This window comes from Enterobacter cloacae subsp. cloacae ATCC 13047 (genome assembly GCF_000025565.1).
GTDB classification, from domain to species: domain Bacteria; phylum Pseudomonadota; class Gammaproteobacteria; order Enterobacterales; family Enterobacteriaceae; genus Enterobacter; species Enterobacter cloacae.
Genome location: NC_014121.1, coordinates 1,989,038 through 2,014,918, shown reverse-complemented (window position 1 = coordinate 2,014,918; position 25,881 = coordinate 1,989,038). Strand labels below are relative to the sequence as shown.

Here is a 25,881-nt window from a genome sequence, read left to right as displayed (position 1 = left end):
CTATTTTCAATACGTTACCCCTCAGTCAGGAGATCCCGGTGGAGCATATTGATCATATCCTTGTCGTCGATGACGACAGGGATATTCGTGAATTGATTGTCGACTATCTCGTCAAGTCGGGCTATCGCGCGTCTGACGCGGCAAACGGCAAAGAGATGCGGGCCGTGCTAGATAAACAGCATGTCGATCTGGTGGTGCTGGACGTGATGATGCCAGGCGATGACGGATTAACGCTCTGCCGGGGACTGCGCAGCGGTAAACATAAAGATCTGCCGATCCTGATGCTGACCGCGCGCAACGAAGAGACAGACCGGATCCTGGGGCTGGAAATGGGGGCCGATGACTATGTCGTGAAGCCCTTTGTTGCGCGCGAACTGCTGGCGCGTATCAAAGCCATTTTGCGCCGTTTTCGTACCATGCCACCCAATCTGCAGGTGACCGAGGCCGGGCGCCTGGTGATGTTCGGCGACTGGCAACTGGACACCGTTGCTCGTCACCTGATCGACAGCGAGGGGATGATTGTGGCACTCAGCGGGGCGGAATACCGACTTCTGCGCGTGTTCCTTGACCATCCTCAGCGTGTGCTGAGCCGCGATCAGTTGCTTAACCTGACCCAGGGGCGAGATGCTGAACTCTTTGAGCGCTCGATTGACCTTCTGGTCAGCCGGGTTCGTCAGCGGCTGAATGAAGATGCCCGCACGCCGGCCTACATCAAGACCGTTCGCAGCGAAGGGTACGTTTTTACCATGCCGGTGATCATCAAAGAGGCCAATGAATGAGGATCTGGCCACGCTCGTTACTGACGCGACTGCTGATCATCGTGATGCTGGGGCTCCTGCTGGCCAACGCGCTCAGCCTCACGCTGGTCATGCTTGAGCGAATGCGCAGCGCCCGCACGGTGATGCTCGGCAACCTGGAATATGACGTTTCCACCAGTGTGGCCATCCTCGACCGGCTTCCCGCAAAGGAGCGTCCAGCCTGGCTGGAACGACTGGCGCGGGGGAACTATCGCTACATTCTGGGCACCGGCGAACCGGGGCCTGCACCGCATGACAAACGCTCGCAGGATGCCATCCGCACCCTGACAGAGGCGCTGTCGGCAACCTGGCCACTGACGTTTACTGCCGTGCCGGGGCCGGTTTCCCATATTCAGGCCCACCTTACGCTGAGCGATGGTTCGCCGCTGACCATTGACCTTATCCCCCGAATGCCTCCGGTCGCCAGCTGGCTGCCTGTAGTGCTTGTGTTGCAGCTACTGCTTCTGGCGTTCTGCTCATGGATTGCCGTGCGTCAGGTTATTCGACCCTTTTCTCAGTTTACCCGGGCGGTGGATTCCCTCGACCCGGCAGCAAGCTCGCCAATGACCGAGGCAGGGCCAGTCGAGGTGCAACGGGCCGCGCACGCCTTTAATGCCATGCAGGCGCGTATCCAGTCTTACCTGCGCGAGCGTGCGCAGATCCTGGCCTCCGTATCGCACGACCTTCAGACCCCGATAACGCGCATGAAGTTACGCGTCGAAATGGCGGACCAGCCGGAACTGCGGGACAAGTTGCTCAACGACCTGGACAATATGACGCGCCTGGTGCGGGAAGGAATAGCGTATGCCCGGTCATCAGAATCTCTGGAAGAGACCTCGCTCAAGCTGGAGTTGAATGCCTGGATAAACAGCATCGCCAGCGATTACCAGGACATCGGGAAAAACGTGCAGCTTCAGGCAACCGATGCCCGTCTGCCCGTGGTCACGCGTCCGCAGGCGCTACGCCGGGTGATGACCAATCTGCTGGATAATGCGCTGAAATTTGGCGACTACGCCGTCATTACGATTCATTCAGATGCCCATCATGTTACGATCGCTATTCGCGATGGGGGGCCGGGGATACCGGACGCCGAACTGGAGGCGGTATTGCAGCCGTTTTATCGGGTGGAAACCTCACGAAACCGCGACACCGGGGGCACCGGATTAGGGCTAGCAATCGCCGCCCAGTTGACTGCGCAGTTAGGCGGGAAATTGCATCTGGCGAACCACGCCGAGGGTGGGCTGGACGTTTCGATTACGCTGCCGCGCGGGTAATTGTACGGTTTTGTATCGAACAGCCTTCATGATACGCGCACAGACAATTCGCGCTGATTTGCACACATCCTGAACATATCAACACGGTGAAATAACCTCACTGCAGCTTCGCAGGGCATCTGTAATGTGAGGTCACTATGTTTCTGATAATCGCTTTTCTGGGCGGGATGATAAGCCTGCTCAGCCCATGTACTCTCCCCGTTATTCCACTGCTGTTTGCCGGGTTCCAGGGGCAACGACGGCATATTCTGGCGTTGCTCGCGGGGATGATTGTAATGTTCACCCTCGTGGCACTGGTGGCTACCGCCGCCAGCAACTGGATCGCCCAGGCGACGATAGCAGGGCGCTGGGTCGCACTGGTTGTACTGGCAATAGCCGCACTGGCTCTTATTTTCCCGACATTCGCCCAGCGTATTGCCGGACCGGCCGTCAGCGCAGGTAATCTTCTCAACACACGCAGCGGACAGACGCGCGGTACTCTCTCCGCATTTCTGGCAGGGCTGGCCGTCGGGTTGCTCTGGTCGCCGTGTGCCGGGCCGATTCTGGGTGCCATCTTCAGCCTGAATATTGCCGGTCACTCCGCCATTGCCACGGGGGCACTGCTGGCCGCTTACGGCAGCGGATGCGCGCTGATGCTGGGGCTGCTGGTTATCGGTGGTCGCGCGCTGATGGCACCCCTGCGTGCCAGATCGGCATTGATGGAAAGGTTACGCAAGGGGGCGGGCGTGGTGATGTTAGCGACCGTTGCGTTTAACGCCACCGGGATGACGTCCGTTCTGAAAGGCGCCAACGGGGTCGCAGACCGTCTGGAAAATTCGCTCCTGACGCTGGCGAAACCCGAAACGGCACCGGTGAAGCTTCAGCCGGTGGTGATGACCGAGCCCAGCAGCCAGTTACCCTCCTTAAGCGGCGGAACAGGATGGGTTAATGGTGACCCTGTCACGTCTGACTCTCTGCGGGGGAAGGTAGTATTGATTGATTTCTGGACGTGGGACTGCATCAACTGTCAGCATACGCTCCCGCACGTTCGCGACTGGGCCAAAAAGTACCAGGCGCAGGGTCTGGTGGTAATAGGTGTGCATACGCCGGAATACCCGTGGGAAAAACCGCTCGCCTCGGTACAAAAAGCGGTGACGAAATGGCAGCTCCCGTATCGGGTGGTCACGGATAATAACTATAAGATCTGGAACACCTTCGGGAATCAGTACTGGCCCGCGCACTACTATTTCGATGCCAAAGGGCAACTGCGCTACACCTCCTTTGGCGAAGGAAACTATGACCAGCAGGAAAAAGTCATTCAGCAGTTGCTGAAAGAGGCCCGCTCCTGAGCCGACTTATGGCTGACGTTGAGCAACGATAAACAAGCGTGGAAATGCCAGCAGTATCTGCCCGTTTTCCTGAAGTGGATACTGCTCTTCCAGCAGTTCATGGTAGCGTTGCAGGAACTGCTTCCGCTCGCTTTCATTCAACTCCTGTAACCACGGACGCAGCCCCGTGGCGCTGACCCAGTCAATAATCGCCTGATGCGATCCCATTTTATGGAAGTAGGTCGTGCGCCAGATATCCACGTCGCAGCCTGCCTCCGTCAGAATATCGTAATACGCATGGACACCGGGCAGAGGTTCACGGCCTCGATTCGGATAACCTTGTTCAACAGCCACTTCGCGCATCGAGACGTGTGTCGGTTCAAGCCAGTTATCAGGCATCTGGATCGCCAGCACGCCGTTTAGCTTCAGCAGCGAAACCAGATGCGGCAGGAGATCGTAATGGTCAGGGATCCACTGTAGCGAGGCATTCGCATAAATCAGGCCCAGCGGCTGGCCTGGCTTGTACTGGCGAATATCGGCCTCAACAAAGTGGCAATCGGGCAACGCCTGGCGCGCCTCTTCGAGCATCGCCGGTGAGTTATCGACACCGGTGATGTGGGCGGAAGGCCATCGATGCTTCAACAGCGCGGTGCTGTTTCCCGGTCCGCAGCCTAAATCAACGATGGTGGACACCTCATCCAGTGGAATTCTGGCGAGCAGTTCAGCAGCAGGGCGCGTGCGTTCGGCACCGTATTGCAGATAAAGCGAAGGGTTCCAGTCGGCCATTTTTGCCTCTCCGTGTTGAATTCATCAGCAAGAATAGCACAGGCAGAGACCCGCACTGGGGCAGGTCTCGACCGACGCAGTGACTACAGAACGCCTTTCAGCGCGATATGGTAAAGCATCATAATCGTTTTGCCGTCGACAATCCTGCCGGTATCAATTCCTCGCAAGGCCTCATCCAGCGGCATTTCCAGCACGTCGATATCTTCTCCCTCTGACTTGATGCCGCCGCCCGCGCTGGCCCGATCCTGCGGGTGATACTCTGCGATATAAAAATAGAGTTTTTCCGTGACGGAGCCTGGGCTCATGTAGGCTTCAAAGACTTTCTCAACACGGGAGACACGATATCCGGTCTCTTCTTCCGCTTCCGCCTTGATGCGGCTTTCGGGATCCATGTTATCCAGCAGCCCGGCAGCGGCCTCGATAAGGTCGTCCTCATGGCCATTGATAAAGACCGGAAAGCGGAACTGGCGCGTCAGGATCACCGTTCTTTTATCACGGTTATAGAGCAGTATCGTGGCCCCGTTTCCCCGGTCATACACTTCGCGGCTTTGTCGCTGCCATTCACCGTCGCGTCGCTGCAGCTCAAAGGTGTACTTTTTCAGGATGTACCAGTTATCCGACAGTGTTTCATTTTCAATGATGCGCACATCTGCACGTTTCGATTGCACGTTTGCTGCTCCTTACGTAGAGTGATCGTCATAAACAGCATTATCATGCACATTCAAGATAAAACGTGCAATATCAGGAATCCACAATGCTCACCAGTCAGCGAAAACAATTAATCCTCGAGAAGCTTGCCGCTGAAGGCCAGGTCCAGTCTAAAGCGCTCAGCGCACATTTCGCGGTGTCAGAAGACACCATTCGTCGTGATCTCCGCGAACTGGCGGCGGAAGGGCGTTTGCAGCGTGTCCATGGCGGTGCGCTGCCGGCCTCGTCGGCCACTGTGCCGTTTGCCGAGCGTAAAACGGTGAAGATGGACGCGAAAAAAAATGTGGCCCGTAAAGGCGCAAAGCTCATTTCCCCTGGGCAGGTGGTGATTGTCGACGGCGGCACCACCACATCGGAACTGATCGCGTATTTACCGGCGGATTTACGCATTACCGTGGTCACACACAGCCCGAGCATTGCCCTTGGGCTCGTCGAGCATCCTTCGATTGAAGTGATCCTGATCGGAGGACGTCTGTACAAACACTCCATCGTGACGGTAGGCGCAGCGGCCATTGAAGGCATCGACAATATCCATGCGGATCTGTTCTTCATGGGGGTTACCGGCATCCATCCTGAAGCGGGGCTTACCACCGGCGATTTCGAAGAGGCGTGCATCAAACGTGCATTTTCCGGCAGGGCCGCTGAGACAGTGGTCCTGGCATCGCCAGAAAAAATTAACACCGCGTCATCGTTTGTGATTGGCGAGCTATCGCTGGCCCATACGATTGTCGTGGAAGATGATACCGATCGCGCCTGGATTAGCGCGGTAAGGGAGAAGGGCGTCTCCGTGGTGACGACATCAGATCCAGAATAACCCTTGAACCTACCTGTGATGAGCAGGCAGGTTCAGGCGCGTCCTCAGGCCTGAGGGATGCTTTCTAACGAGGTGTAAACGTTCAGCCCGAGCTTACGGGCAACCTCGATATCCATATCAGCTCCCTTAGACGCACCGGCAATACGATAAATCGCGTCGCATTTCCCAATGAGCCGGTGTGCAACGGGATAGAGCATCGCTTCACTGATTTCATCCCCAATGGACGTTGAACCAGCGGCCTTTGCCAGCGGTAGCGCAAGCCATTCACCAATCACCGGAACGTGGCCACGCTGGTATACGGCTAATGCTGCGTTTTCCAGACGGGCAAGGTTTTCATCCATTTTGGCCTGGTCGCCATCAGTCCCGCTGCGCCAGGGGCCCGCTATTAAAATCAACTGTTGTGTCATACATACCTCGTTGCGTGATGGTGCATGAATTTGCACGTTATTATTTGAAGTATCGGTTTTCAGCTCTGAAACGTATCTTAATAGGCATTATCGTGCAAATACAAGCAGTATCATGCATAATGGTGATGTTGCATAAGCGCGACGCTGGTCTATGCTCAACATGCAGAGACTCGCCATTCTCTGGGGCAATTGAAAAATAACAATAAGTTGCGTTTCAGGGGGGTGGAAATGAATAAGGTCCTGCTCGCATTATTATCCTGCGTGCTCTCGGTCATCTCATTTACTGGCGTCGCCGCCGAGCCACGCCAGGAGCCTACTGAGCAGGAGCGGGCCCGAACCGTTTATATTTTTCATCAACCGATTGTGATGTTGCAGGCCAAATTTGGTCTCACGACGCCTGAAGAACGCGTGTTACGTATTCGCCATACCTTGCGCAATTTCACGCAGCAGGACGTACGTGAGCCGCTGAAAGTTGTTCCCGTCACCCGTTACAACCAGCAGGGAAGACTTATTGTCATGAACAATAAGCCTGTATTATTGCTTAAGCAGGCGGACCTGGATGAGGGGGACGATTTGACTCTCGACCAGGCCGCTCAGCGCGTGCTCGCGCGGATGGAGGCGCAACGTACGGCGCTTCGCGATCAATATGACACCGGCTGGCTGGCGCTCTCCGCCGGGAAAACGGTCGTCGGGCTGCTGGTTCTGTCTCTTTTCTGGTACGGGGCGTGGCGGTCGTGGCGCTGGGTTCGCAATGTCTGCCGTCGCCGCATTCTTGAAAACCGCAGCGTTATCCCGCAGAGCTGGCGTAAGTTTGTCGGCGCAATTGAGGCTCGTTTGTATGCTTTGCTGATGATTTTACTGGGCATTCTCGGATTGTATCTCTGGCTGAGTTGGACGTTCAGCTTGTTCCCCTGGACACGCGTCTGGGGTGCATCGTTAGGCGACTGGACCATGCGCGTGCTGCGGGATATTGCGCTGTCGATTGTCTCGGCCATGCCGGGAATTATGATAGTCCTGATCATCTTTGTGATTACCGCCTTTATTCTGAAGCTCCTGAAGGTGTTGTTAAATCAGGTGGAAGCAGGGCGCCTGCAGCTGCCGGGCATTCACCCTGAAACCGTGGGAGCTACGCGTAAACTGATTTCTGTCGTGGTGTGGTTATTTGCCCTCTCTGCGGCCTATCCGTTTTTACCGGGAGCGAATTCGCTGGCGTTTAAAGGCATTAGCGTCTTCTTTGGCCTGATGCTTACCCTGGGTTCGGCAGGTGTGATGAACCATGCGATGAGCGGACTGGTACTGATCTACTCACGAGCGTTGAGGAAAGGAGACGTTATACGGGTGGCGGATAACGAAGGGCTGGTCACGGAGATAGGCATGCTGGCGACCAAGATCATCACCCGCGAGAACTATGTTGTGACCGTACCCAATGCGGTGGTGGTGAGCGGAAAAATCACCAATCTGAGCGTACAGAATCCTGACGGTGGCGTGAACCTGACGATTGGCGTGACGATTGGCTATGACACGCCGTGGCGACAGGTTCATGCCATGCTGGAGATGGCGGCGAGACGGTCGAAATGTGTTGACCCTTCGCAGCAGCCCCTGGTGCGTCAGCTGGGGCTGATGGACTGGTACATTGCCTATGAGCTGCAGGTAAAATTGCAGCCCGGACAGTCACTTGCCGAAGCCCGCAATGAGCTCCACAGTAACATTCAGGACGTTTTCAACGAGTTCAACGTGCAGATCATGTCGCCAAACTTCGTGATGCAGCCGGAAGGTGCGGTCGTCGTCGCGGAAGAAAACTGGTTCGCAGCACCGGCAGAGAAACCCGCACAAAAGCCATCATGAATCAGTCCGGTGCATGACAGACCGCCTCGATATTATGGCCGTCAGGTGCAATGACAAAGGCGGCATAGTAGTTTTTGCTGTATGGCCGCAAGCCTGGGGCACCGTTATCACGGGCGCCCGCTTGCAAGGCAGCCTGGTAAAAATCATCTACCTGCTGGCGTGTTTCTGCCACAAACGCCAGGTGCAGAGGGGCCGGTTTGTCGCGCGTCTGGAACAGGCAAAGTGAAACATTGCCGGAACTCATTTCAACCCCATATTCGGGTGTACCTTCATCGACGATCTTAATACCAAGCGGCTGAAGCGCCTTGATGAAAAAGGTTTTGCTTCTTTCGTAATCACTGACGCCGAATTTCACATGATCGAACATCTTCTTTCCTCAATAAGATGCAGAAATAAAGAGTATAGATCTAGATGGCGGACCGTTTCCGCCCAACAAATGTCCAACGCAGGTAGTCATAAAGCCAGTTAAAGAGCATCGTGTATGGCAGAAAAAACAGTACCAGACCGATCTCGACAAAAAATGCCTCAGTGACTGTTAAATTCAGCATTACCATCGCGACAGGAATTAATGTAATGATAAGTCCTGTTTCAAAGCAGACAGCATGGATTGCACGCACGAGAAATGTTCGTTGAAACGCATATTTTTTCTGCAAGGCGTCAAAGAATTTATTAAACACAAAATTCCATGCCGTGGCGGCAAGTGCAGATATCACGGACAACGAACCCGACTGAAGCACCGACACGTTCATCAGCCACGCAAGTGACAGCGCAATGATGACATTGGCCGTCACTTCGAAAAGAACAGCATGCAAAACGCGTTCTTTAAAACTTTTATCCAGTTCAATTTCCATTTACTTAGTACGGCTTTTAAAAAAACTGAAGTATATCAGACGTGCTTCAACTTTCTTTAAACGTGAAGGTTAGAATGGCTGTCAGGCCCCGGTTATTCGGGGCCTTGCTCTATGTTCTGAGGAAAAGATGTAAAATCAACCCGATTACCGCACATGCGGCAATTACGTGTGTGACTCTATATTTGAACCGGAATAGTGCGATGGCGGCAGCAAAAGCAATGACCGCTGCTATCCAGTCCATTTTGCCGTCAAATCCCTGTGGCCAGAGCACGTGGTAGCCAAAGAAGAGTGCCAGATTCAGGATCACGCCAACCACCGCTGCGGTAATTGCCGTGAGTGGCGCGGTGAAATTAATATTGTTGTGCGTCGTTTCAACAAAAGGCCCACCGGCGAGGATAAACAGAAACGATGGCAGAAACGTAAACCAGGTCGCCAGCACGGCCGCAACAGCGCCTGCCAGGAAAAGCTGATCCGGGCTATATGCCATATTCACATAGCCCCCGACAAATCCCACAAATGCCACAACCATGATAAGCGGCCCCGGCGTGGTTTCGCCCAGAGCCAGACCATCAATCATCTGCGTTGGCGTGAGCCACTGATAATGGCCAACCGCGCCCTGGTAGATATAAGGCAGTACCGCATAAGCACCCCCAAAGGTCAGCAGCGCCGCCTTGGTAAAGAACCAGCCCATCTGGGTAAACGGGTGCATCCAGCCAAGGCTCAGATAGAGCATCGCCATTGGCGTTGCCCATAAAAAAACACCGGCAATGATAATCAGGGTCAAGCGTGACCATTTGAAAACCGTATGCGGAGCCGCTGGCGTATGGTCATCAATAATGGCAGCACCGTAGGATTTTCGGCTGGCGTCATGGGCGTTACCCTGACCAAAATGGTCGGGGAAAAGGCGCCCACCCACATAACCTATCATTGCGGCTGACAGGACAATAACGGGAAAAGGGACATTGAGGGCGAAAATGGAGACAAACGCGGCGGCAGCGATTGCCCACTGCGTGCGGTTACGCAGCGCCCGCGAACCGATACGGTGCGCAGCCTGCACAACAATCGCCGTAATTGCCGGTTTTATGCCGTAAAAGAGACCGGCAACGACAGACAAATGGCCATACGCCACGTAAATCCACGACAGGACAATAAGGATAAAAAGGGAAGGGAGCACAAACAGTGTCCCGGCAACCACGCCGCCCCAGGTGCGGTGCATCAGCCAGCCAATATAGGTCGCCAGTTGTTGCGCCTCCGGGCCCGGAAGCACCATGCAGTAATTCAGTGCATGCAAAAAGCGCTGTTCGGATATCCAGCGTCGGTTTTCAACCAGCTCCTGATGCATTATCGAAATCTGCCCGGCCGGCCCGCCAAAGCTGATGAATCCCAGCTTCAGCCAGAATAAAAAGGCCTCACGGAAACTGACATGCGGAGGTGGAACGCCCGGTTCGTCGTCGACCGGAGGCAGATTGCTGTTCATGAGTATCTGAACCTGTTTTGAATTCTGCTAAGAGAAGGATCCGCTAAGCATATGCCATATTTATGAAAGATGAGTGATGATGGCTGAATCAGCAAATTCGATGTATGTTGCAAAGATGTGAATTTTTCTGTAGGTTTATCGCTTCCGGAGACAGGAAATGCCCGTCACTGATTCACTTCTTGCTTATATCCTCGCTGCAACTCTTCTGACCTTAACGCCGGGTCTTGATACCGCGCTAATCCTACGTACCGCAACCGTTGAAGGTGGTCGCAAAGCTTTCCACGCAGCGTTAGGTATCGATATGGGATGTTTTATCTGGGGGGCATTGGTCGCCTTTGGGTTAGGTGCGTTGTTGGCGGTGGCTGAGTTTGCTTATACATTGCTGAAATGGTGTGGAGCGGCGTATCTTTGTTGGTTAGGCATTCAACTGTTAATGCGCCCAAGACAGCAATTCAGTATGCATCCGGAAGGTGCTAAGCCTACGAACAACTGGTTCCTGCGAGGAATGTTGGGGAATGTGCTTAATCCAAAAATGGGCATCTTTTATGTTTCATTCTTACCGCAATTCATTCCAGGTGGACATTCGCCAGTTGTCTGGACATTTCTTCTGGTCGCGATCCACGTAGTAATTGGTACGCTGTGGTCACTGACACTCATTATTGCGACACGTTATGCCGCAGCGGTTTTGAAAAAGCCTGCAGTAGTGAAGTGGATGGACCGTTCCACTGGATGCTTGTTTCTGCTTTTTGCTGCAAAGTTGGCGATGAGTCGAAGATGAGTTGTGAGATCCTAAAGACAGAGGTCCGCGTGACGATATCGGTTTCTATTAATGTGTTTTCACGGCTATCAACAACTAAGGGAATGACGGCCATGAAAAGCTGGATTCGTCCTGATTCAACCTCAGTGCGCATAATGTATATTATGTTAAATTACATAAATCCTTAAATCATGTCCTGTGCCTCAGCCTCTGCTCTCACATCATAATCAGTCAATGATGTCGGAAGGCTTTTCAAACTCTGGCGACCAGTAACCTCCACTTCCATGGTACGTTTCTGCCCCCAGGACGAACTGGGTACCGCAAAAGTTGCATGCAAAGTGGTAATCGACGATGTCGCCCCATATCATCTTTTCAGCGCACTCACTGAAGCTGTACTGATTCCAGTCGTCCTTTGTCAGAACTTCTGACAACATCCCTTCGTTGATTGCATTTCTGGCAATACGAATTGCTTTTCGTAACTGATCGGGCGTCCGGATAACGTACTTAACACAGAGTTCACGGCAGTGCTCGCAGCTCATATGGCTGAACCTCTTTCGCATGACGGGCTGATGACGTTTATGTCATTATATTCAAATGATTAAAGCACTATATCGTCGACTAAACCACTGTAACGACCTGGCGGTAAGAATCAGCAAGGCCAATACTGCACAACTGCAACAGTTAAAAGCGGAACTGGCCGAACTGATCGGGACACCCACGGGATGCTATACCATGGGCATTCCAGCTGTTCTCAGTACCCTTGGGGTGATCGTCAGTTTTGGGATACCGCAGCTGTGGTTAGGTTACAAAGTCAGCGCCGCCCTCGGGCAACCTGAAGAAAACGTATTTATATGGGTGGTTTTGATCGCCCTGCTGTTCTCAGGCATCAATGGCATGACGATGTTTCTGATTGGCAAAGGCCTCATGCGTGCCGTGCAGGTGCATCTTACGCTGGCGGTTATGAGCCTTGTGTTAACGACAGTCTATCTGCTGACTGCGCTAAGCGGTGCGAGTGTTCAGGGCGTCAGTCTCATCGCGGCGTTGATAAGCATCTTTATGCTGCTGCTCAGCGGTTACTGCATCCACTCTATTTCTTTCTATAAGATGCTGCTCTTTACCCTGCACAATCGTGCCTGGCGTAAACTTTTGCACCAGACTCGTAAAACGTAAAACCCCGCCATCTCTGGCGGGGTCTGTTTATTGCTTTTTATACCTGCGCAACCAGATAAGCTTATACGCCGCCGGAATGATAAACAGCGACAGCAGCGGCGCGGTGATCATCCCGCCAATCATCGGCGCGGCGATCTGACTCATAACTTCTGACCCCGTGCCGGTTCCCCAGAGTATGGGCAGCAAACCCGCAATAATAACCGCCACCGTCATCGCCTTGGGTCGGACACGCAGAACCGCGCCATGGTACAGGGCTTCATCCAACGCTTGTGCGGTGAATGTCTCCCGTCGGGATAAGGCCGGGTTCGCTTCGATGGCATGGCGCAGATACATCAGCATCACCACGCCAAACTCGGCGGCCACCCCGGCCAGGGCAATAAACCCGGTGCCGGTGGCGACAGACATATGGAAGCCCTGCCAGTACAGGAACCAGATCCCCCCGATCAGGGCGAACGGCAAACTCATCAAAACGCTGGTTCCCGGTCTCAGCTTCACGTTCTGGCTGATGGCCGACTTAAGGTCATTGACCACCGACACCATATCCCTGCCGCGGGCATCAATATAGATCCAGCTGGTTGGTCGGGCATTTTCCGTTTTCAGCATCGTCGGGCCGGAAACGACACGTATATCCGCCACATCCCCCAGCGTGATTTGCTGCTTCATCGGGGTCAGGATCGGCATCTCTTTCAGTGCCTGCGGGCTGTTCCGGTAGTCCTGAGGATAACGGATATTAATCGGGTACCGGGCCACGCCCTCGACCGTTTCCCCTACCGTCTCGCCACCAATGGCGGAGGAGACAAACAGCTGCACATCCCCCACCGTCATACCGTAGCGGGATGCTTTTTCACGATTAATATCCACATCAATGTAACGCCCCCCTTCCAGCCGCTCTGCAAGAGCAGACACCACGCCGGGTACGGTTTTGGCGACCGCTTCAATGCTCTGCGCCGTGGCGTCGATATCCGACAGAACGGTGCCTGACACCTTGATACCGATTGGGCTTTTAATCCCGGTAGAAAGCATGTCGATGCGGTTACGGATCGGCGGCACCCAGAGGTTAGCCAGACCGGGCAGACGGACGGTTTTATCGAGTTCTTCAATAATCTTGTCAATCGTCATCCCGGGTCGCCACTGATCCTCGGGTTTCAGCTGAATGGTGGTTTCCACCATTTCAAGCGGTGCGGGGTCCGTTGCAGTCTCTGCCTTACCGGTCTTGCCAAACACAGACGCCACTTCAGGAACGGTTTTGATGAGCTTGTCCGTGGTCTGCAACAGCGCAGCCGCTTCAGCCGGAGAAACGCCCGGCAGTGTTGATGGCATATACAGCAGATCGCCTTCGTTGATCTTCGGCAGAAACTCGCCGCCCATCTGACTCAGCGGCCAGATAACCGTGAAGATCGACAAGGCCGCCACCAGCAGGGTTGTTTTTGGCCAGTGAAGCACCCGCAGCAGCAGCGGATGATAGGCTTTAATCAGCAGCCGGTTCAGCGGGTTACTGCTCTCGGCAGGAATTTTCCCCCGGATCCAGAAGCCCATCAGAATGGGAATGACGATAATGGCCAGCGCGGCTGCGCCTGCCATGGCGTACGTTTTGGTAAAGGCCAGCGGACCAAACAGTCGCCCTTCCTGACCTTCGAGGGTAAAAATAGGGATGAACGATAAGGTGATGATCAGCAGGCTAATAAACAGCGCGGGGCCTACTTCAACGGAGGCGTTGGTGATCACCTTCCAGCGGGTCGCGTTATCAATCTGCTCGCTAGGGTGCTGATGATCCCACTCCTCAAGCCGTTTATGCGCGTTTTCAATCATCACGATGGCGGCATCCACCATCGCCCCCACGGCAATAGCGATCCCGCCCAGGGACATAATATTGGCGTTCAGCCCCTGGAAATGCATGACGATAAAGGCAATACACAGGCCTAGCGGCAGAGAGATAATCGCCACCAGCGCAGACCGCACATGCCAGAGAAACAGCGCGCAGACGATGGCCACCACAATAAACTCTTCCAGCAGTTTATAACTCAGGTTATCAATGGCCCGGTCAATCAGCTGGCTGCGATCGTACGTGGTAACAATCTCAACACCTTCCGGCAGGCTGGCCTTCAGCGTCTCCAGTTTATCTTTTACCGCGGTAATCACTTCACGTGCGTTTTTACCCGAACGCAGGATCACCACGCCGCCCGCGACCTCTCCCTGGCCGTTAAGCTCGGCGATCCCGCGCCGCATTTCAGGCCCGGTTTGTACGCGGGCTACATCACGCAGATAAACCGGTACTCCGTTCTCGCTGGTTTTCAGGACGATGTTATTGAAATCATCAATGGTCTGAAGATAACCGCTGGCCCGGACCATATACTTTGCTTCCGCCATTTCGACCGATGAGCCCCCTGCTTCCTGATTAGAGGATCCCAGGGCCTGCTTCACGTCAGCCAGACTGATGCCGTATTGCGCCAGTTTCAGCGGATTGACCTGGATCTGATACTGCTTTACCACCCCGCCGACCGAGGCCACCTCCGCCACGTTCGGGATGGTTTTCAGCTCAAATTTCAGGAACCAGTCCTGCAAGGAACGCAGTTCGGACAGGTCGTGTTTTCCGCTGCGATCCACCAGCGCATATTCAAAGATCCAGCCCACGCCCGTAGCGTCTGGCCCAATTTCCGAACTGACACCAGCAGGCAGCTTCCCCTGAACCTGATTGAGATATTCCAGAACGCGCGAGCGGGCCCAGTAGAGATCGGTCCCGTCTTCAAAAATGACGTACACATAGGAATCACCAAACTGTGAAAACCCACGCACGGTCTTCGCACCCGGCACCGACAGCATGGTCGTGGTGAGCGGATACGTCACCTGGTTTTCGACAATTTGCGGTGCCTGGCCGGGGTAGCTCGTTTTAATAATCACCTGAACATCAGACAGATCGGGTAAGGCATCCACCGGCGTATTGATGATGGTCCATGTTCCCCAGACGCTAAGAAACAGCGCCCCCATCATCACCAGAAAACGGTTGGCGACAGCGCGTCGGATAATCCATGCAATCATCGTCGTCTCCTCAATGGCCTGAATGACTCTTTTCAGGCTGACGCATACGCTCCAGCGCACCGGTAATATTGGCTTCGGAATCAATCATGAACAGACCGCTAACCACCACCGACTCCCCTTCGTTCAGGCCGGATCCTACGGCGGACTGCTGCTGGGATTCGTGCAGAACGTGGATCTGCTTCGGCACAAATCGCCCTTCCGCGTCAACGGTGATGACCCGCTGTTCTTTACCCGTATCGATAACGGCCTGGGAGGGGATCAACAGCATCTCCTGGCTTTGGGTGTTCAGCTTCAGATATGCATTCATGCCCGGCTTGAGCCGTTCGTCTTTGTTGGAAACCTGCAACCGAACCTGCAGCGTACGGGTGGCAGGATCGACGCTTGGCAAAATGTTCCATTTTTCAACGTGAAACGATGTATCCGGGTACGCCGGGACCGAAATGTCAAACTGCGAGGAGTCTTTCAGCAGATACGCGATGGATTCAGGTATGGCCGCGCTGATCCACACCGGATCCATCCCCTGAATCTGTGCCACAACCTTATCTTTCGAAATATTCATCCCGGTACGCAGGTCAAAGCCGGTGATCACCCCGTCAATGGGGGCTTTGATGGTAAACCGGGTCTGGACCGTGCGGGTCGATCGTAACCTTTGAATATCCGCTTCCGGCATGCCTGCCAGACGAAGCCGTTCAAGCACCCCTTTCAGCTGCGTGGGCGTGCCACCGGTGCCGGACAACAGAAGGAACTCACTCTGCGCTTCCACCCACTCCGGAATGGTGATATCGATGAGCGGCGTGCCTTTCTTCACACGATCGCCTGTCGTCAGGGGATACACTTTCTCCACAAAGCCTTCGGATCGTGCCTGCACAATCACAAACTGATATTCGTTATAGCTGACGTTGGCCGGGATGGTCTGGGCATAATTCAGCGTGCCGCGGGTCACTTTTTGCGTTTTTAATCCCAGGTTCTGAACCTGCGTCGGATCAATACGGATACCGGCACCGCTTTTATCGTCATTCTCATCCGCGTATTTAGGGACCAGATCCATATCCATAAATGGCGATTTACCGGGCTTATCGAATTTAACGTCGGGCTTCATCGGGTCATACCAGAAAAGCACCTTTCGTTCCGGCGGGGTATTTTCTGTTTTTTCTGCAGCATAAATATACTGCCACGCCGTCACTGCAATCAGCCCTCCCGCAAGAAGGCTGCCGATTATCATTGCAGCATATTTAACCTTTAACGATGCCATGCCGTGTCTCGCTATTTAATGCTCTTGAGTAAAGAGATATTGCCCTGCTGCACAAAAGAAAAATTAACGCGGTTGCCGACTTTTACGGCCTTAATACTTTCGTCTGCGTCAGTAAAGGTGAAACGCATGGTCATGGCGGGCCAGCCAATTTCCGGGATGGCTTCATGAGCGATCGTTACCTTTTTGTTTGTGAGATCAATGTCCTTCACGATGCCAGTCCCGGAGACAATCTGCTCTGTGGCCCCTTCGCTGGCAGCACTCATCTCTGCATGCTGATGAACCTCGGCCTGCAGGCCGGCAGAAAACATCATGGAGATCGCACCGAATACAACGGCCTTCATTGAATTACGCATATTATTTTCCTGTTGAGTTAATTAAGGTTATTCGACCCAACCGCCGCCCAGCGCGGTGAAGAGATTAATTTCATTAACCTGTCGGGCATAAATAAGGTCGAGAATGTTTTGCTGCGTGGAAAACAGCGCGCGTTCCGCGTCTAATACTTCGATATAACTGACCGCACCGCGGGTATATAACCCTCTGGCACGCTGCAGGGTGATGTTTAGCGAATCAAGATACCGCTGTTGCGCAGCAAGCTGCTGGCTGAGGCTGTCCCGCAGCGCGAGCGCGTCGGCGACCTGTTTAAAGGCGGACTGAATTTTTTGTTCGTAATTCACAACCGACTGCTGCTGGCGAATTTCGGCCAGCTTCAGGTTGGCTTTATTCCTGCCCGCATTAAAAATGGGAATGTCTATTTTGGGAATAAAATTCCACATGCCGCTGCCGGACGTGAAGAGGCCAGATAATTCCGTGCTGCCCGTTGAAAGCCCGCTGGTCAGGGAGATGGACGGGAAAAAGGCAGCGCGCGCCGCGCCAATATTCGCATCGGCCGCTTTAAGCTGATACTCCGCCTCCATAATATCCGGGCGCTGCAGCAATATTGCCGATGAAAGATGGGGCGGCAGTGTTAACGGCGCAATATCGCTGGCGTTCATTCCGTCGTCGCCCGGTAGCGCGCGATACGTTCCGAGGACCAGCTGCAGGGCATTATTAGCCTGTGCCAGCTCCCCCTCTCTTTTAGCAATTTCTGCCCGGGTACTTTCGATCTGCCCCCGGGCCTGTTCCAGCGCCAGCACGTTCGTACTGCCCGTCACCAGCTGTTGCTCAACGAAGGCGTAAGACTGCTGATAATTTGACAGCGTATCCCGCGCGATACGCAGCTGTTTGTAGGCCAGCTGCTGGTTGAAATAGCTCTGGGACACATTAGCGACAAGCAAAATATGCACGGCACGACGGGCTTCTTCGCTGGCGAAAAAGTTTTGTCGGTCGGCATCGCTCATGTTCTTTAGCTTGCCAAAAAAGTCGAGTTCGTAGCTAAGCGCAAGTCCCGCGTCGTACTGCTGTGAGGTGGGTTTGTCACTCTTTAGCCCCCCGCTGTAAGTGACGCCCGAGGAGGCGTTCAGCTGAGGATAACGATCCGCATCCGTCACGTTGAACTGCGCCCGGGCCTCTTCAACCTTCAGCGCGGCCATTTTTATATCGCGGTTGTTCTTCAGGGCCTCTGTAATCAATCCCGCGATTTGCGGATCGACGAAGAAGTTGCGCCAGCCGGTGTCCTGATACATGCCCTCCACGGGCGTCAGGCTGTTACGCGACAGCGAAAACTGCTGGGGTACCGGTGACGTCGGGCGCTGGTATTCAGGGGCCAGCGAGACGCATCCTGTCAGGATAAATACCGTAGTGATGCTTAGTCGTTTTAGCAGGAACATAGCGGTTCAGATGAATTCCAGAGTATTTTTAGGGCTACTCTACTGAACGCGTCCTGTTTGACGGGTGACAGGATAATGACAATGTTGTCATTTATGGCGTAAGTCATTGTTAACGGTCACGGGTGCAATAGAATGTGCTGAGCAGCCAGTCGGGGAAGCGTGATGAAAATATTGATTGTTGAAGACGAAATTAAAACCGGTGAGTACCTCAGCAAAGGGCTTACGGAAGCGGGCTTTGTGGTGGATCGCGCTGACAACGGCCTGACCGGCTACCATCTCGCCATGACCGCCGATTATGACCTGCTCATTCTGGATATCATGCTTCCTGATGTGAACGGCTGGGATATCATCCGCATGCTCCGCTCTGCCGGAAAGGGAATGCCGGTCCTGTTGCTGTCGGCTCTTGGCACCATTGAACACCGGGTGAAAGGCCTGGAACTGGGGGCGGATGATTACCTGGTTAAGCCCTTTGCCTTTGCTGAATTGCTCGCCCGGGTCAGAACGCTGTTACGACGCGGCAATACGGTGATCGCCGAGAGCCAGTTTACGGTGGCAGATCTGAGCATCGACCTCGTATCAAGGAAGGTAAACCGCGCCGGAAACCGCATTCTGCTCACCAGCAAGGAGTTCAGCCTGCTGGAGTTTTTTGTTCGCCATCAGGGTGAAGTGCTGCCCCGCTCGCTGATTGCCGCGCAGGTCTGGGATATGAGTTTTGACAGCGACACCAACGCGATTGACGTCGCGGTGAAGCGGTTACGCGCCAAAATCGACAACGATTATGAACCGAAGCTGATCCAGACGGTACGCGGCGTGGGCTATATGCTGGAGGTTCCGGATGCAGAGTAAGCCCGCCAGACGCCCCTTCTCCCTGGCTCTGCGCCTGACGTTCTTTATCAGCCTCTCCACCATTCTGGCTTTTTTCGCGTTTACCTGGTTTATGCTCCACTCCGTTGAAAAGCACTTTGCCGAGCAGGATATCAGCGATCTGCAACAAATCAGCCGCGCCATGCACCGCATACTGCAGTCGCCCGCGGATCCGGATGAAAAGAAAATCAGCAAAATAAAAGAGTCGCTGGCCAGCTATCGCAACGTTGCCGTCCTGCTGCTCGATCCCCGTGGCAATGTGCTCTTCAGCTCACAGGGTGAGGCCATCCGGCCAGCGGTGAATACCGCGGATTTCAGCGCCCATCGCCGCGCGCAGGATGTGTTTCTTTGGTCAGTGGAGGATGCTGGCAAGGCGATGCACGCCGGGTCCGACATGAAGATGGAAACATACCGGATTATCGCCTCGTCCGGCACGGCGACATTGCAGGGAAAAGAACAACACTATGTCATGCTGATCGGCCTCTCCATTAATTTTCATCTTCACTACCTTGAGGCGCTGAAAAAGAACCTGATTGCCATCGCGGTGGCGATCAGCCTGCTGATTATTCTGCTCATTCGCATCGCGGTACGTCAGGGACACCTGCCCCTGCGTAACGTCAGCAATGCGATAAAAAATATCACCTCAGAGAATCTGGATGCGAGGATTGAGCCGTCGCGGGTGCCGGTTGAGCTGGAGCAGCTGGTGATCTCGTTTAACCACATGATTGAAAAAATTGAGGATGTCTTTACCCGTCAGGCAAATTTCTCTGCCGATATCGCCCATGAGATCAGAACCCCGATCACCAATCTGGTAACGCAAACGGAAATTGCGTTAAGCCAGAACCGCTCGCCGAAAGAGCTGGAGGATGTGCTGTACTCCAGCCTTGAAGAGTACAACCGGATGACCCGCATGGTCAGCGATATGCTGTTCCTGGCCCAGGCGGATAATAATCAGCTGATCCCTGACAGGGTAACCTTTGATTTGAGCGCAGAGGTGATAAAAGTCTTTGATTTCTTCGAGGCCTGGGCGGAAGAACGCCATATCACGCTGCGTTTTAACGGCACGCCCTGCCTGATAGACGGCGATCCGCAGATGTTCCGGAGAGCCATCAATAACCTGCTCTCCAATGCCCTGCGCTATACGCCGGACGGAGAAACGGTGACCGTGTCGGTAAGCGAAAAGGAAAACGCGTGCGAGCTGATCGTTGCCAACCCCGGCAAGCCGATCCCTGAGGCGCATTTGCCCCGGCTGTTCGACCGCTTTTACCGGGTGGATCCGTCCAGACAGCGAAAAGGCGAAGGCAGCGGGATCGGCCTGGCGATTGTGAAATCCATCATCACCGCGCATCACGGCAACGTGCGTGTGGAATCCGATGCTGTGTCGACCCGTTTTATATTATCGGTGCCGCGACTGATGGCACACCGCTAGCACCTTCTCTCTGAGCCACCGGTGGCCCGGATCCTGTTCCATCCGCGGGTGCCACATCTGCAATACGGTAATGGTCCGGGTGTTGAACGGCAGTTCAAAGATGTGCACGTTCTCGCTCATCGGTTGATTGAGCAGATACAATGCCGGGACCATCGCAATCAGATCGGACGCCAGCGCCACGGATAACGCAGTCGGAAAACCGGGCACCACGCTGGCGATTTTGCGTTTCATCCCCCGCGCGGCCAGGGCATCATCAACAAAACCGTGTGATGAGCCATTTGGCGCGGTCACCACATGACCCCAGGCGACATAATCCTCAAGGCTGACTGCTGGCAGCGCCGCCAGTGGATGCCCTTTGCGCACCGCGCCTACAAAGCGGTCCTCAAAGAGCCGCTGCAGACGAATTTCGGGCCCCATGTTGCTCTGCACACCAATTTCCAGGTCAACCAGCCCCTCCCGCAGATAACGCGACGTTTTCTCCGGTTTCGGAGCAAAGCGGATGCAGACATCCGGCGCCGCTTCCGCAACGGCCGCAATCAGCAACGGGCCAAACGCCACCACAAAGCCATCATTGGCTCTGACGGTAAACACCCGTTCAAGATTTTCTGCCCGGAAGGTGTCCGTTGAAGGCTGCAGCACCGCCCTTGCCTCATGCAGCGCATTTCTGGCGCGATCCCGGGTGGCTTCGGCCCACGGAGTCAGCACCATCTGACGCCCGGCCCGCACCAGAATCGGATCGCCGGTGACCTCACGAAGCCTGCTCAGCGTGCGGCTCATGGCTGAGGTGCTCAGGTTAAGACGCCGCGCCGCCCCCGCCACGCTGGCTTCAGCCAGCAGGATGTCGAGTGCGACAAGCAAGTTGAAATCAGGATCGGTCACAAAACCTCCTCATACAGGGCGTTTGATGCAACGTATAAGTGCAAATGCTGCGTCTTCCGCCCTGTATAACCCATTACTATAGTGTCGTCATCAACATTCTTGCCTGGAGATAACACGATGACGCTCTTTTCAAACCAACCCGGCGACGAAGGGTTACCGGGACATGAACGCGCCCGGGTGATGGCTGCGGTGATGACCACCACGTTGATGGGCGTCTTCGATGGCACCATGATCAACATTGCCCTGCCATCAATGGCCAACGCGATGCAGGTGCCCGCGAATGTCGCAGTCTGGTTCGCCAACGGTTACCTGCTGTCTGCGGCAATGACGTTAGCCATCTTCGCCGCCCTCGCCGCGCGCGTCGGTTATCGCCCGGTGTTTCTGGCAGGACTGGCTACGTTTACCCTGACCTCGCTCGGCTGCGCGCTGGCAACAACGCCGGAAATGCTGATCGGGATGCGTATTTTGCAGGGTATCGGCGGCGCGGCCACGCTGAGTATTGCCCCGGCGATCCTGCGCTCGGTATTCCCGGGACGGCTGCTTGGCCGCATTCTGGGGCTGCACGCCCTGCTTATCGCCGCCAGCACCGCTATTGCACCGGTGCTGGGCGGAACAATACTCGACGTACTGAGCTGGCAATGGCTGTTCGCGATCAACATTATTCCCGGTACCGTTGCCCTGCTGCTGGCCTGGAAAGCGCTTCCGCGGGCGACGGCCTCTGATACGTCCCCGTTCGACGTGCCCGGTGCCCTGCTGTCCGTGATCCTGCTGGGGTCGATGATCATGGCGGCAAACAGCGTAGAGAATAGAGCGCACGCCATCAGCACGGTTTGCTGGGCACTTGTCGCCACAGTCAGTCTTATCGCTTTTGTCTGGCATATCCGCCGCGCCCGGAACCCCATCCTGCCGCCGGTGATATTCAGCAACGGACGGTTTACCCTCGCCGCGCTAACCTCGCTGGCCTCGTTTGTGAGTCAGGGCATTACCTTTATCGCGCTGCCGTTTCTGTTTCAGAGCGTGTACGGCTATAGCCCGGCGATCTCGGCTTTATTGTTCACCCCCTGGCCGATAGGTATCGTACTCATTGCGCCGCACGCGGGCCGTTGGGCAGACACGATCTCCGCCCCGTTGATCTCCACACTTGGACTGATGATTTTTGTCGTTGGGTTGATTTTGCTGGCGACGCTGCCTGCCGGCCCTTCTGCCTGGGATATCTGTCTCAGGAGCCTGGTGTGCGGTATCGGCTTTGGCTGTTTCCAGAGTCCCAATAACCGTGAAATGCTCTCTAACGTTGCCCGGGAGTACGCCAGCTATGCATCCGGGGTGTTGTCCATCGTCAGAACGTTCGGCCAGTGTCTCGGTGCCGCCGTGGTGGGAGTTTTGCTGGCTGCGACCGCAGGGTCAGATCATCAAATGCTGGATGACGGTGCCGTTCATATTGCGCTGTGGATCGCGGTGATCGCGTCAACTGCGTCAGTATTATTTAGCGTTAGCCGACTGCGTCGCGCGCGACAGGCTACGGCATAATTGCCAGGGCAGCGTCCTGCGACGCTGCCCCCATATTTACTCCAGCGCCAGCAGCGCAAAACTCGCCAGCCAGTGCCCACCGCTGTAGTGGCTGCCGACAACATGCCCGACGCTCGCCTTCAGGTGTTTCGCCACCGCATCACGCAGCGCCTGCTGCGCCGGATGATCCTCCGGCAGCGCACTGGCAATATGCTTCATGCACCAGGCGCGGCTGAGGTTTAATCCGTCCAGATGCGCAATTTTGGGGTCGGTACGGTCGCTCACTTCTGCCGGGTTCATCAGCGCTGAAACAGCCCCGATGTTCGGCAGAAACGCGTCGAACCAGGCCGGGAAATTCTCCGCGACCTTGCTCATCAGCAGAGCCTCTGTCAGCGCGCCGGACACATACTCATCACCACCCGGTTCATAGTGAGCCGGATACTGGGTATCCGCGAGATAAAACCGCGTCGCCGCCTCCAGAATGGCACTCTCCAGCGCGTTATCTTCCACCGCCCGGGCGTAATCGATCCCCAGCGCGAGGGCAAACGCGGTGTTGTAATGCGTGCCAACCCGGATCGGGTACGTCAGCTTACTGAGGTAATCCACCAGACGGTTGCGAATGTCCTGCGTTAACGGCGCAAGCGTCTGATACCAGCCTGCCGCCTGCGGCAGCGATGACTGTTTCAGCTCCTGGGCCAGTGCCAGCAGCCAGCCATAGCCATACGGACGCTCGAACGAGGCGCGGAACGGCGCGTTGAAATAGGCCAGCTCCTGTGCCACCTTTTCTGGCGTGAGATGGTCGGCAAACAGCGTGATAATGTCATCCCGGCACGACAGTTCCGGGTAGAGGCGCAAGCAGCGCAGCAGCAGCCAGTAGCCGTGTACCGCCGAGTGCCAGTCAAAACAGCCATAAAAAATGGGATGCAGTTCGCGCGGCGGCAGGACGTCCCCGTCATCATTGAGCAGATGCATAATGTGGTTCGGGTATTCCTGGCGCAGATAGGTCAAAGGCATTCTGGCAAAAGCATCAGCCTGGTGTTGCGTTAATTCCATCACAGCTCCTTAGGTTGCCACGCTTAGCGAAACACGAGGAAATACATTAAGAACACGTTGACCACCAGCAGGGTTAACGCGGTCGGGATCTGGATCTTAATGACCTGATATTTGTCTTTCAGCTCCAGTAACGCGGCGGGAACGATGTTGAAGTTCGCCGCCATCGGCGTCATCAGCGTGCCGCAATAGCCAGCGTACATACCAATCGCCAGCAGCGGTGCCGGATTACCGTGATGCACGTGGATCAGAAACGGTAAGGCGATACCGGCGCTGAGCACCGGGAAGGCCGCAAAGGCATTACCCATGATCATGGTGAACAGCGCCATGCCGACGCAGTAAATCACCACCAGCATAAAGCGGCTGTCCGGATTCACAAACAGGCTGACCACCTTCTGCACGGAGTTGCCGGTATTGGCCACCACAAAAACCCCGCCCAGCATGGCCAGCATCTGCGGCAGGATCACCGCCCAGCCAATGGTATCCACCAGGCGGCGAGACTGACGGACGGCATGCAGCGGCGTTCCTTTTGTCAGCCACCAGCCGGTAAGAATTGCCGCCACACAGGCCACGCACAGCGCCGCCAGCGTGAGCTGTTTTTGATCGAGCAGGTAAACTCCGCCAATCGACACCCCTTTCAGGAACAGCGTGCCGATAACCGTCACTACCGGGATCATCAGGGCCGGTAAAAACAGCCAGTTTTTCAGCCGGTTTGATGAGGCAATACGCTCGGGCTCACTGGCCATTTTGTACTGCCCTTTACCGACCAGCCCAAAGCCTGCCAGCAGGGCAATTACAATCACGGCGCCGCCAATGATCCGGTACGCCAGCGAGCGGCCCAGCTCCTGCACCATCAGGTCACCGAACAGGAAGATCCCACCGAACAGAAACCAGAACAGTGCCGTGGTAAAACGTTTGGGGTTGGCGCGATCGCGCAGGGTCATGACCACCAGCAACATCACGACGAAGCCGATCAGGTAGTACACGCGATTAATGGTGAGCAGTGTCATCATGGCGCGATCTCCTGCGTTCCCTGCCCGGCTTTCCACGCCATCACGTCACGACGGATGCTGGCATCCAGCCTCAGCAGACGCGTCATATGAATAATCAATGCCGCAATCGCCGTCGGGATCGCCCAAAGGCCGATATGCAGCGGTTCAATCCCCTGAATACCGTTCTCCTTCAGGAAAGCGTCGATCAGCAGCACCGCCCCGAAGGCGATAAAGATATCCTCGCCAAAGAACACCGCGATATTGTCGCACGCGGCGGCATGGGCTTTGATTTTGTCGCGAATATGCTGGGGCAGTTCGCCGTACTCGTTCAGCGCCGCCCCTTCGGCCATCGGCGCCAGCAGCGGACGCACCGTCTGGGCATGACCGCCCAGCGACATCAGCCCCAGCGCGGCCGTCCCCTCGCGGGCGACAAAATAGATCATCAGAATACGCGCCGAAGTGGCGCTGGCGATCTTCGCCACCCACGCCTGTGCGCGCTCTTTTAGACCGTAATATTCCAGCAGACCAATAACCGGCAGGATCAGAATGAATGTAGCCAGAGAGCGGCTGTTGACGAACTTCTCGCCGAAGGTTTCCAGCAGCATGCCGAAATCCATCCCAACCAGCAGACCCGTCGTCAGCCCCGCTACCACGACCACCAGTAGCGGGTTGAAGCGCAGGGCAAAACCAATAACCACCACCGGGATCCCGATAAGCGGCAACAGTGTAGAACCGTCCATAAACGTTACCCTATCCAAAGTGAGCGTTGCGCGCCGACGGCTATTTTTTTAATTTGCGGCGAGCGATGTTGTGTTTTCCGTCAGGCTTCGAAAACCTGCGTTAAAAAGCTATATCTGAACCGCAAAAACATGTAAACAATTTATCAATAAAATGTTCTTATTTTATCGATGAGT

24 protein-coding genes are annotated in these 25,881 nt (G+C 55.1%); 10 read left to right on the top strand and 14 right to left on the bottom strand.

The genetic code is table 11. The features are described from left to right. The first annotated feature begins 38 nt into the window (after window positions 1-38). From ECL_RS09720 to ECL_RS09710, 3 genes are all read left to right on the top strand, one after another. Window positions 39-779 carry a response regulator gene (locus ECL_RS09720; protein WP_013096597.1) on the top strand — a complete coding sequence of 247 codons (741 nt, stop codon included), beginning with the start codon at window positions 39-41 and terminating at the stop codon, window positions 777-779. Next, window positions 776-2,071, top strand: coding sequence for a sensor histidine kinase (locus ECL_RS09715; protein WP_013096596.1), 1,296 nt, complete (start codon window positions 776-778; stop codon window positions 2,069-2,071). Before ECL_RS09720 ends, ECL_RS09715 begins: the two co-directional genes overlap by 4 nt. A gap of 137 nt (window positions 2,072-2,208) precedes the next feature. Beyond that, complete coding sequence (locus tag ECL_RS09710; protein WP_013096595.1) at window positions 2,209-3,399, top strand: cytochrome c biogenesis protein/redoxin; 1,191 nt, start codon at window positions 2,209-2,211, stop codon at window positions 3,397-3,399. 6 nt (window positions 3,400-3,405) lie between these two features. Here ECL_RS09710 and tam read toward each other — a convergent pair whose 3' ends face one another. Then, on the bottom strand, window positions 3,406-4,164 hold the full coding sequence (tam, locus tag ECL_RS09705) for a trans-aconitate 2-methyltransferase (RefSeq protein ID WP_013096594.1): 759 nt from the start codon (window positions 4,162-4,164) through the stop codon (window positions 3,406-3,408). Between the two features lie 83 nt (window positions 4,165-4,247). Continuing rightward, window positions 4,248-4,832, bottom strand: coding sequence for an NUDIX hydrolase (locus tag ECL_RS09700; protein ID WP_013096593.1), 585 nt, complete (start codon window positions 4,830-4,832; stop codon window positions 4,248-4,250). Window positions 4,833-4,918: 86 nt separating this feature from the next. Between ECL_RS09700 and ECL_RS09695 the strand changes: the two genes are divergently transcribed. Continuing rightward, complete coding sequence (locus ECL_RS09695; protein ID WP_013096592.1) at window positions 4,919-5,686, top strand: DeoR/GlpR family DNA-binding transcription regulator; 768 nt, start codon at window positions 4,919-4,921, stop codon at window positions 5,684-5,686. Between the two features lie 44 nt (window positions 5,687-5,730). On the opposite strand, the gene ECL_RS09690 is transcribed toward ECL_RS09695, so the two are convergent. Beyond that, window positions 5,731-6,093, bottom strand: coding sequence for a TIR domain-containing protein (locus tag ECL_RS09690; RefSeq protein ID WP_023619585.1), 363 nt, complete (start codon window positions 6,091-6,093; stop codon window positions 5,731-5,733). A gap of 228 nt (window positions 6,094-6,321) precedes the next feature. On the opposite strand from ECL_RS09690, the gene ECL_RS09685 reads away from it, so the two are divergent. Beyond that, window positions 6,322-7,938: a mechanosensitive ion channel family protein gene (locus tag ECL_RS09685; protein ID WP_044158419.1), complete on the top strand. Its 1,617-nt coding sequence runs from the start codon at window positions 6,322-6,324 to the stop codon at window positions 7,936-7,938. Between the two features lies 1 nt (window position 7,939). Here the strand turns inward: ECL_RS09685 and ECL_RS09680 are convergent, their stop codons facing one another. The 3 genes from ECL_RS09680 to chrA form a co-directional block, all read right to left on the bottom strand. Beyond that, complete coding sequence (locus ECL_RS09680; RefSeq protein ID WP_013096589.1) at window positions 7,940-8,305, bottom strand: VOC family protein; 366 nt, start codon at window positions 8,303-8,305, stop codon at window positions 7,940-7,942. Window positions 8,306-8,345: 40 nt separating this feature from the next. Then, window positions 8,346-8,789, bottom strand: a complete 444-nt coding sequence (locus tag ECL_RS09675) for a PACE efflux transporter (RefSeq protein ID WP_013096588.1) — start codon at window positions 8,787-8,789, stop codon at window positions 8,346-8,348. A 109-nt stretch (window positions 8,790-8,898) separates the two neighbouring features. Beyond that, the gene (gene chrA, locus ECL_RS09670) at window positions 8,899-10,266 is read right to left on the bottom strand and encodes a chromate efflux transporter (protein WP_013096587.1); all 1,368 of its coding nucleotides are present in this window, start codon (window positions 10,264-10,266) and stop codon (window positions 8,899-8,901) included. A gap of 157 nt (window positions 10,267-10,423) precedes the next feature. On the opposite strand from chrA, the gene ECL_RS09665 reads away from it, so the two are divergent. Both ECL_RS09665 and ECL_RS09660 read left to right on the top strand, forming a co-directional pair. Then, complete coding sequence (locus ECL_RS09665) at window positions 10,424-11,044, top strand: LysE family translocator (RefSeq protein ID WP_013096586.1); 621 nt, start codon at window positions 10,424-10,426, stop codon at window positions 11,042-11,044. Between the two features lie 573 nt (window positions 11,045-11,617). Continuing rightward, the gene (locus ECL_RS09660) at window positions 11,618-12,193 is read left to right on the top strand and encodes a hypothetical protein (RefSeq protein ID WP_013096584.1); all 576 of its coding nucleotides are present in this window, start codon (window positions 11,618-11,620) and stop codon (window positions 12,191-12,193) included. Window positions 12,194-12,220: 27 nt separating this feature from the next. Here ECL_RS09660 and ECL_RS09655 read toward each other — a convergent pair whose 3' ends face one another. Genes ECL_RS09655 through ECL_RS09640 form a run of 4 tightly spaced genes read right to left on the bottom strand, consistent with a single transcriptional unit; the run spans window position 12,221 to window position 18,247 of the window. Then, window positions 12,221-15,229 carry a CusA/CzcA family heavy metal efflux RND transporter gene (locus tag ECL_RS09655; protein WP_013096583.1) on the bottom strand — a complete coding sequence of 1,003 codons (3,009 nt, stop codon included), beginning with the start codon at window positions 15,227-15,229 and terminating at the stop codon, window positions 12,221-12,223. Window positions 15,230-15,239: 10 nt separating this feature from the next. Continuing rightward, the gene (locus tag ECL_RS09650; RefSeq protein WP_013096582.1) at window positions 15,240-16,481 is read right to left on the bottom strand and encodes an efflux RND transporter periplasmic adaptor subunit; all 1,242 of its coding nucleotides are present in this window, start codon (window positions 16,479-16,481) and stop codon (window positions 15,240-15,242) included. Window positions 16,482-16,492: 11 nt separating this feature from the next. Next, the gene (gene cusF, locus ECL_RS09645) at window positions 16,493-16,834 is read right to left on the bottom strand and encodes a cation efflux system protein CusF (RefSeq protein WP_013096581.1); all 342 of its coding nucleotides are present in this window, start codon (window positions 16,832-16,834) and stop codon (window positions 16,493-16,495) included. Window positions 16,835-16,861: 27 nt separating this feature from the next. Next, window positions 16,862-18,247: an efflux transporter outer membrane subunit gene (locus tag ECL_RS09640; protein WP_013096580.1), complete on the bottom strand. Its 1,386-nt coding sequence runs from the start codon at window positions 18,245-18,247 to the stop codon at window positions 16,862-16,864. Window positions 18,248-18,409: 162 nt separating this feature from the next. On the opposite strand from ECL_RS09640, the gene ECL_RS09635 reads away from it, so the two are divergent. After that, on the top strand, window positions 18,410-19,093 hold the full coding sequence (locus tag ECL_RS09635; protein ID WP_013096579.1) for a copper/silver response regulator transcription factor: 684 nt from the start codon (window positions 18,410-18,412) through the stop codon (window positions 19,091-19,093). After that, window positions 19,083-20,540, top strand: coding sequence for a Cu(+)/Ag(+) sensor histidine kinase (locus ECL_RS09630; RefSeq protein WP_013096578.1), 1,458 nt, complete (start codon window positions 19,083-19,085; stop codon window positions 20,538-20,540). Before ECL_RS09635 ends, ECL_RS09630 begins: the two co-directional genes overlap by 11 nt. On the opposite strand, the gene ECL_RS09625 is transcribed toward ECL_RS09630, so the two are convergent. Continuing rightward, window positions 20,508-21,419, bottom strand: a complete 912-nt coding sequence (locus ECL_RS09625; protein WP_013096577.1) for a LysR family transcriptional regulator — start codon at window positions 21,417-21,419, stop codon at window positions 20,508-20,510. The genes ECL_RS09630 and ECL_RS09625 overlap by 33 nt on opposite strands. A gap of 117 nt (window positions 21,420-21,536) precedes the next feature. Between ECL_RS09625 and ECL_RS09620 the strand changes: the two genes are divergently transcribed. After that, window positions 21,537-22,946: an MFS transporter gene (locus ECL_RS09620; protein WP_013096576.1), complete on the top strand. Its 1,410-nt coding sequence runs from the start codon at window positions 21,537-21,539 to the stop codon at window positions 22,944-22,946. 36 nt (window positions 22,947-22,982) lie between these two features. Here ECL_RS09620 and ECL_RS09615 read toward each other — a convergent pair whose 3' ends face one another. From ECL_RS09615 to ECL_RS09605, 3 genes are read right to left on the bottom strand one after another with little or no spacing between them, the layout of a single operon-like run. After that, window positions 22,983-23,978 carry a DUF2891 domain-containing protein gene (locus ECL_RS09615; protein ID WP_013096575.1) on the bottom strand — a complete coding sequence of 332 codons (996 nt, stop codon included), beginning with the start codon at window positions 23,976-23,978 and terminating at the stop codon, window positions 22,983-22,985. Between the two features lie 23 nt (window positions 23,979-24,001). Beyond that, window positions 24,002-24,988 (bottom strand): DUF979 domain-containing protein, encoded by a 987-nt coding sequence (locus ECL_RS09610; RefSeq protein WP_013096574.1) that lies wholly within the window; start codon window positions 24,986-24,988, stop codon window positions 24,002-24,004. Next, the gene (locus ECL_RS09605) at window positions 24,985-25,707 is read right to left on the bottom strand and encodes a DUF969 domain-containing protein (protein WP_013096573.1); all 723 of its coding nucleotides are present in this window, start codon (window positions 25,705-25,707) and stop codon (window positions 24,985-24,987) included. Before ECL_RS09605 ends, ECL_RS09610 begins: the two co-directional genes overlap by 4 nt. Between the last annotated feature and the right edge of the window lie 174 nt (window positions 25,708-25,881).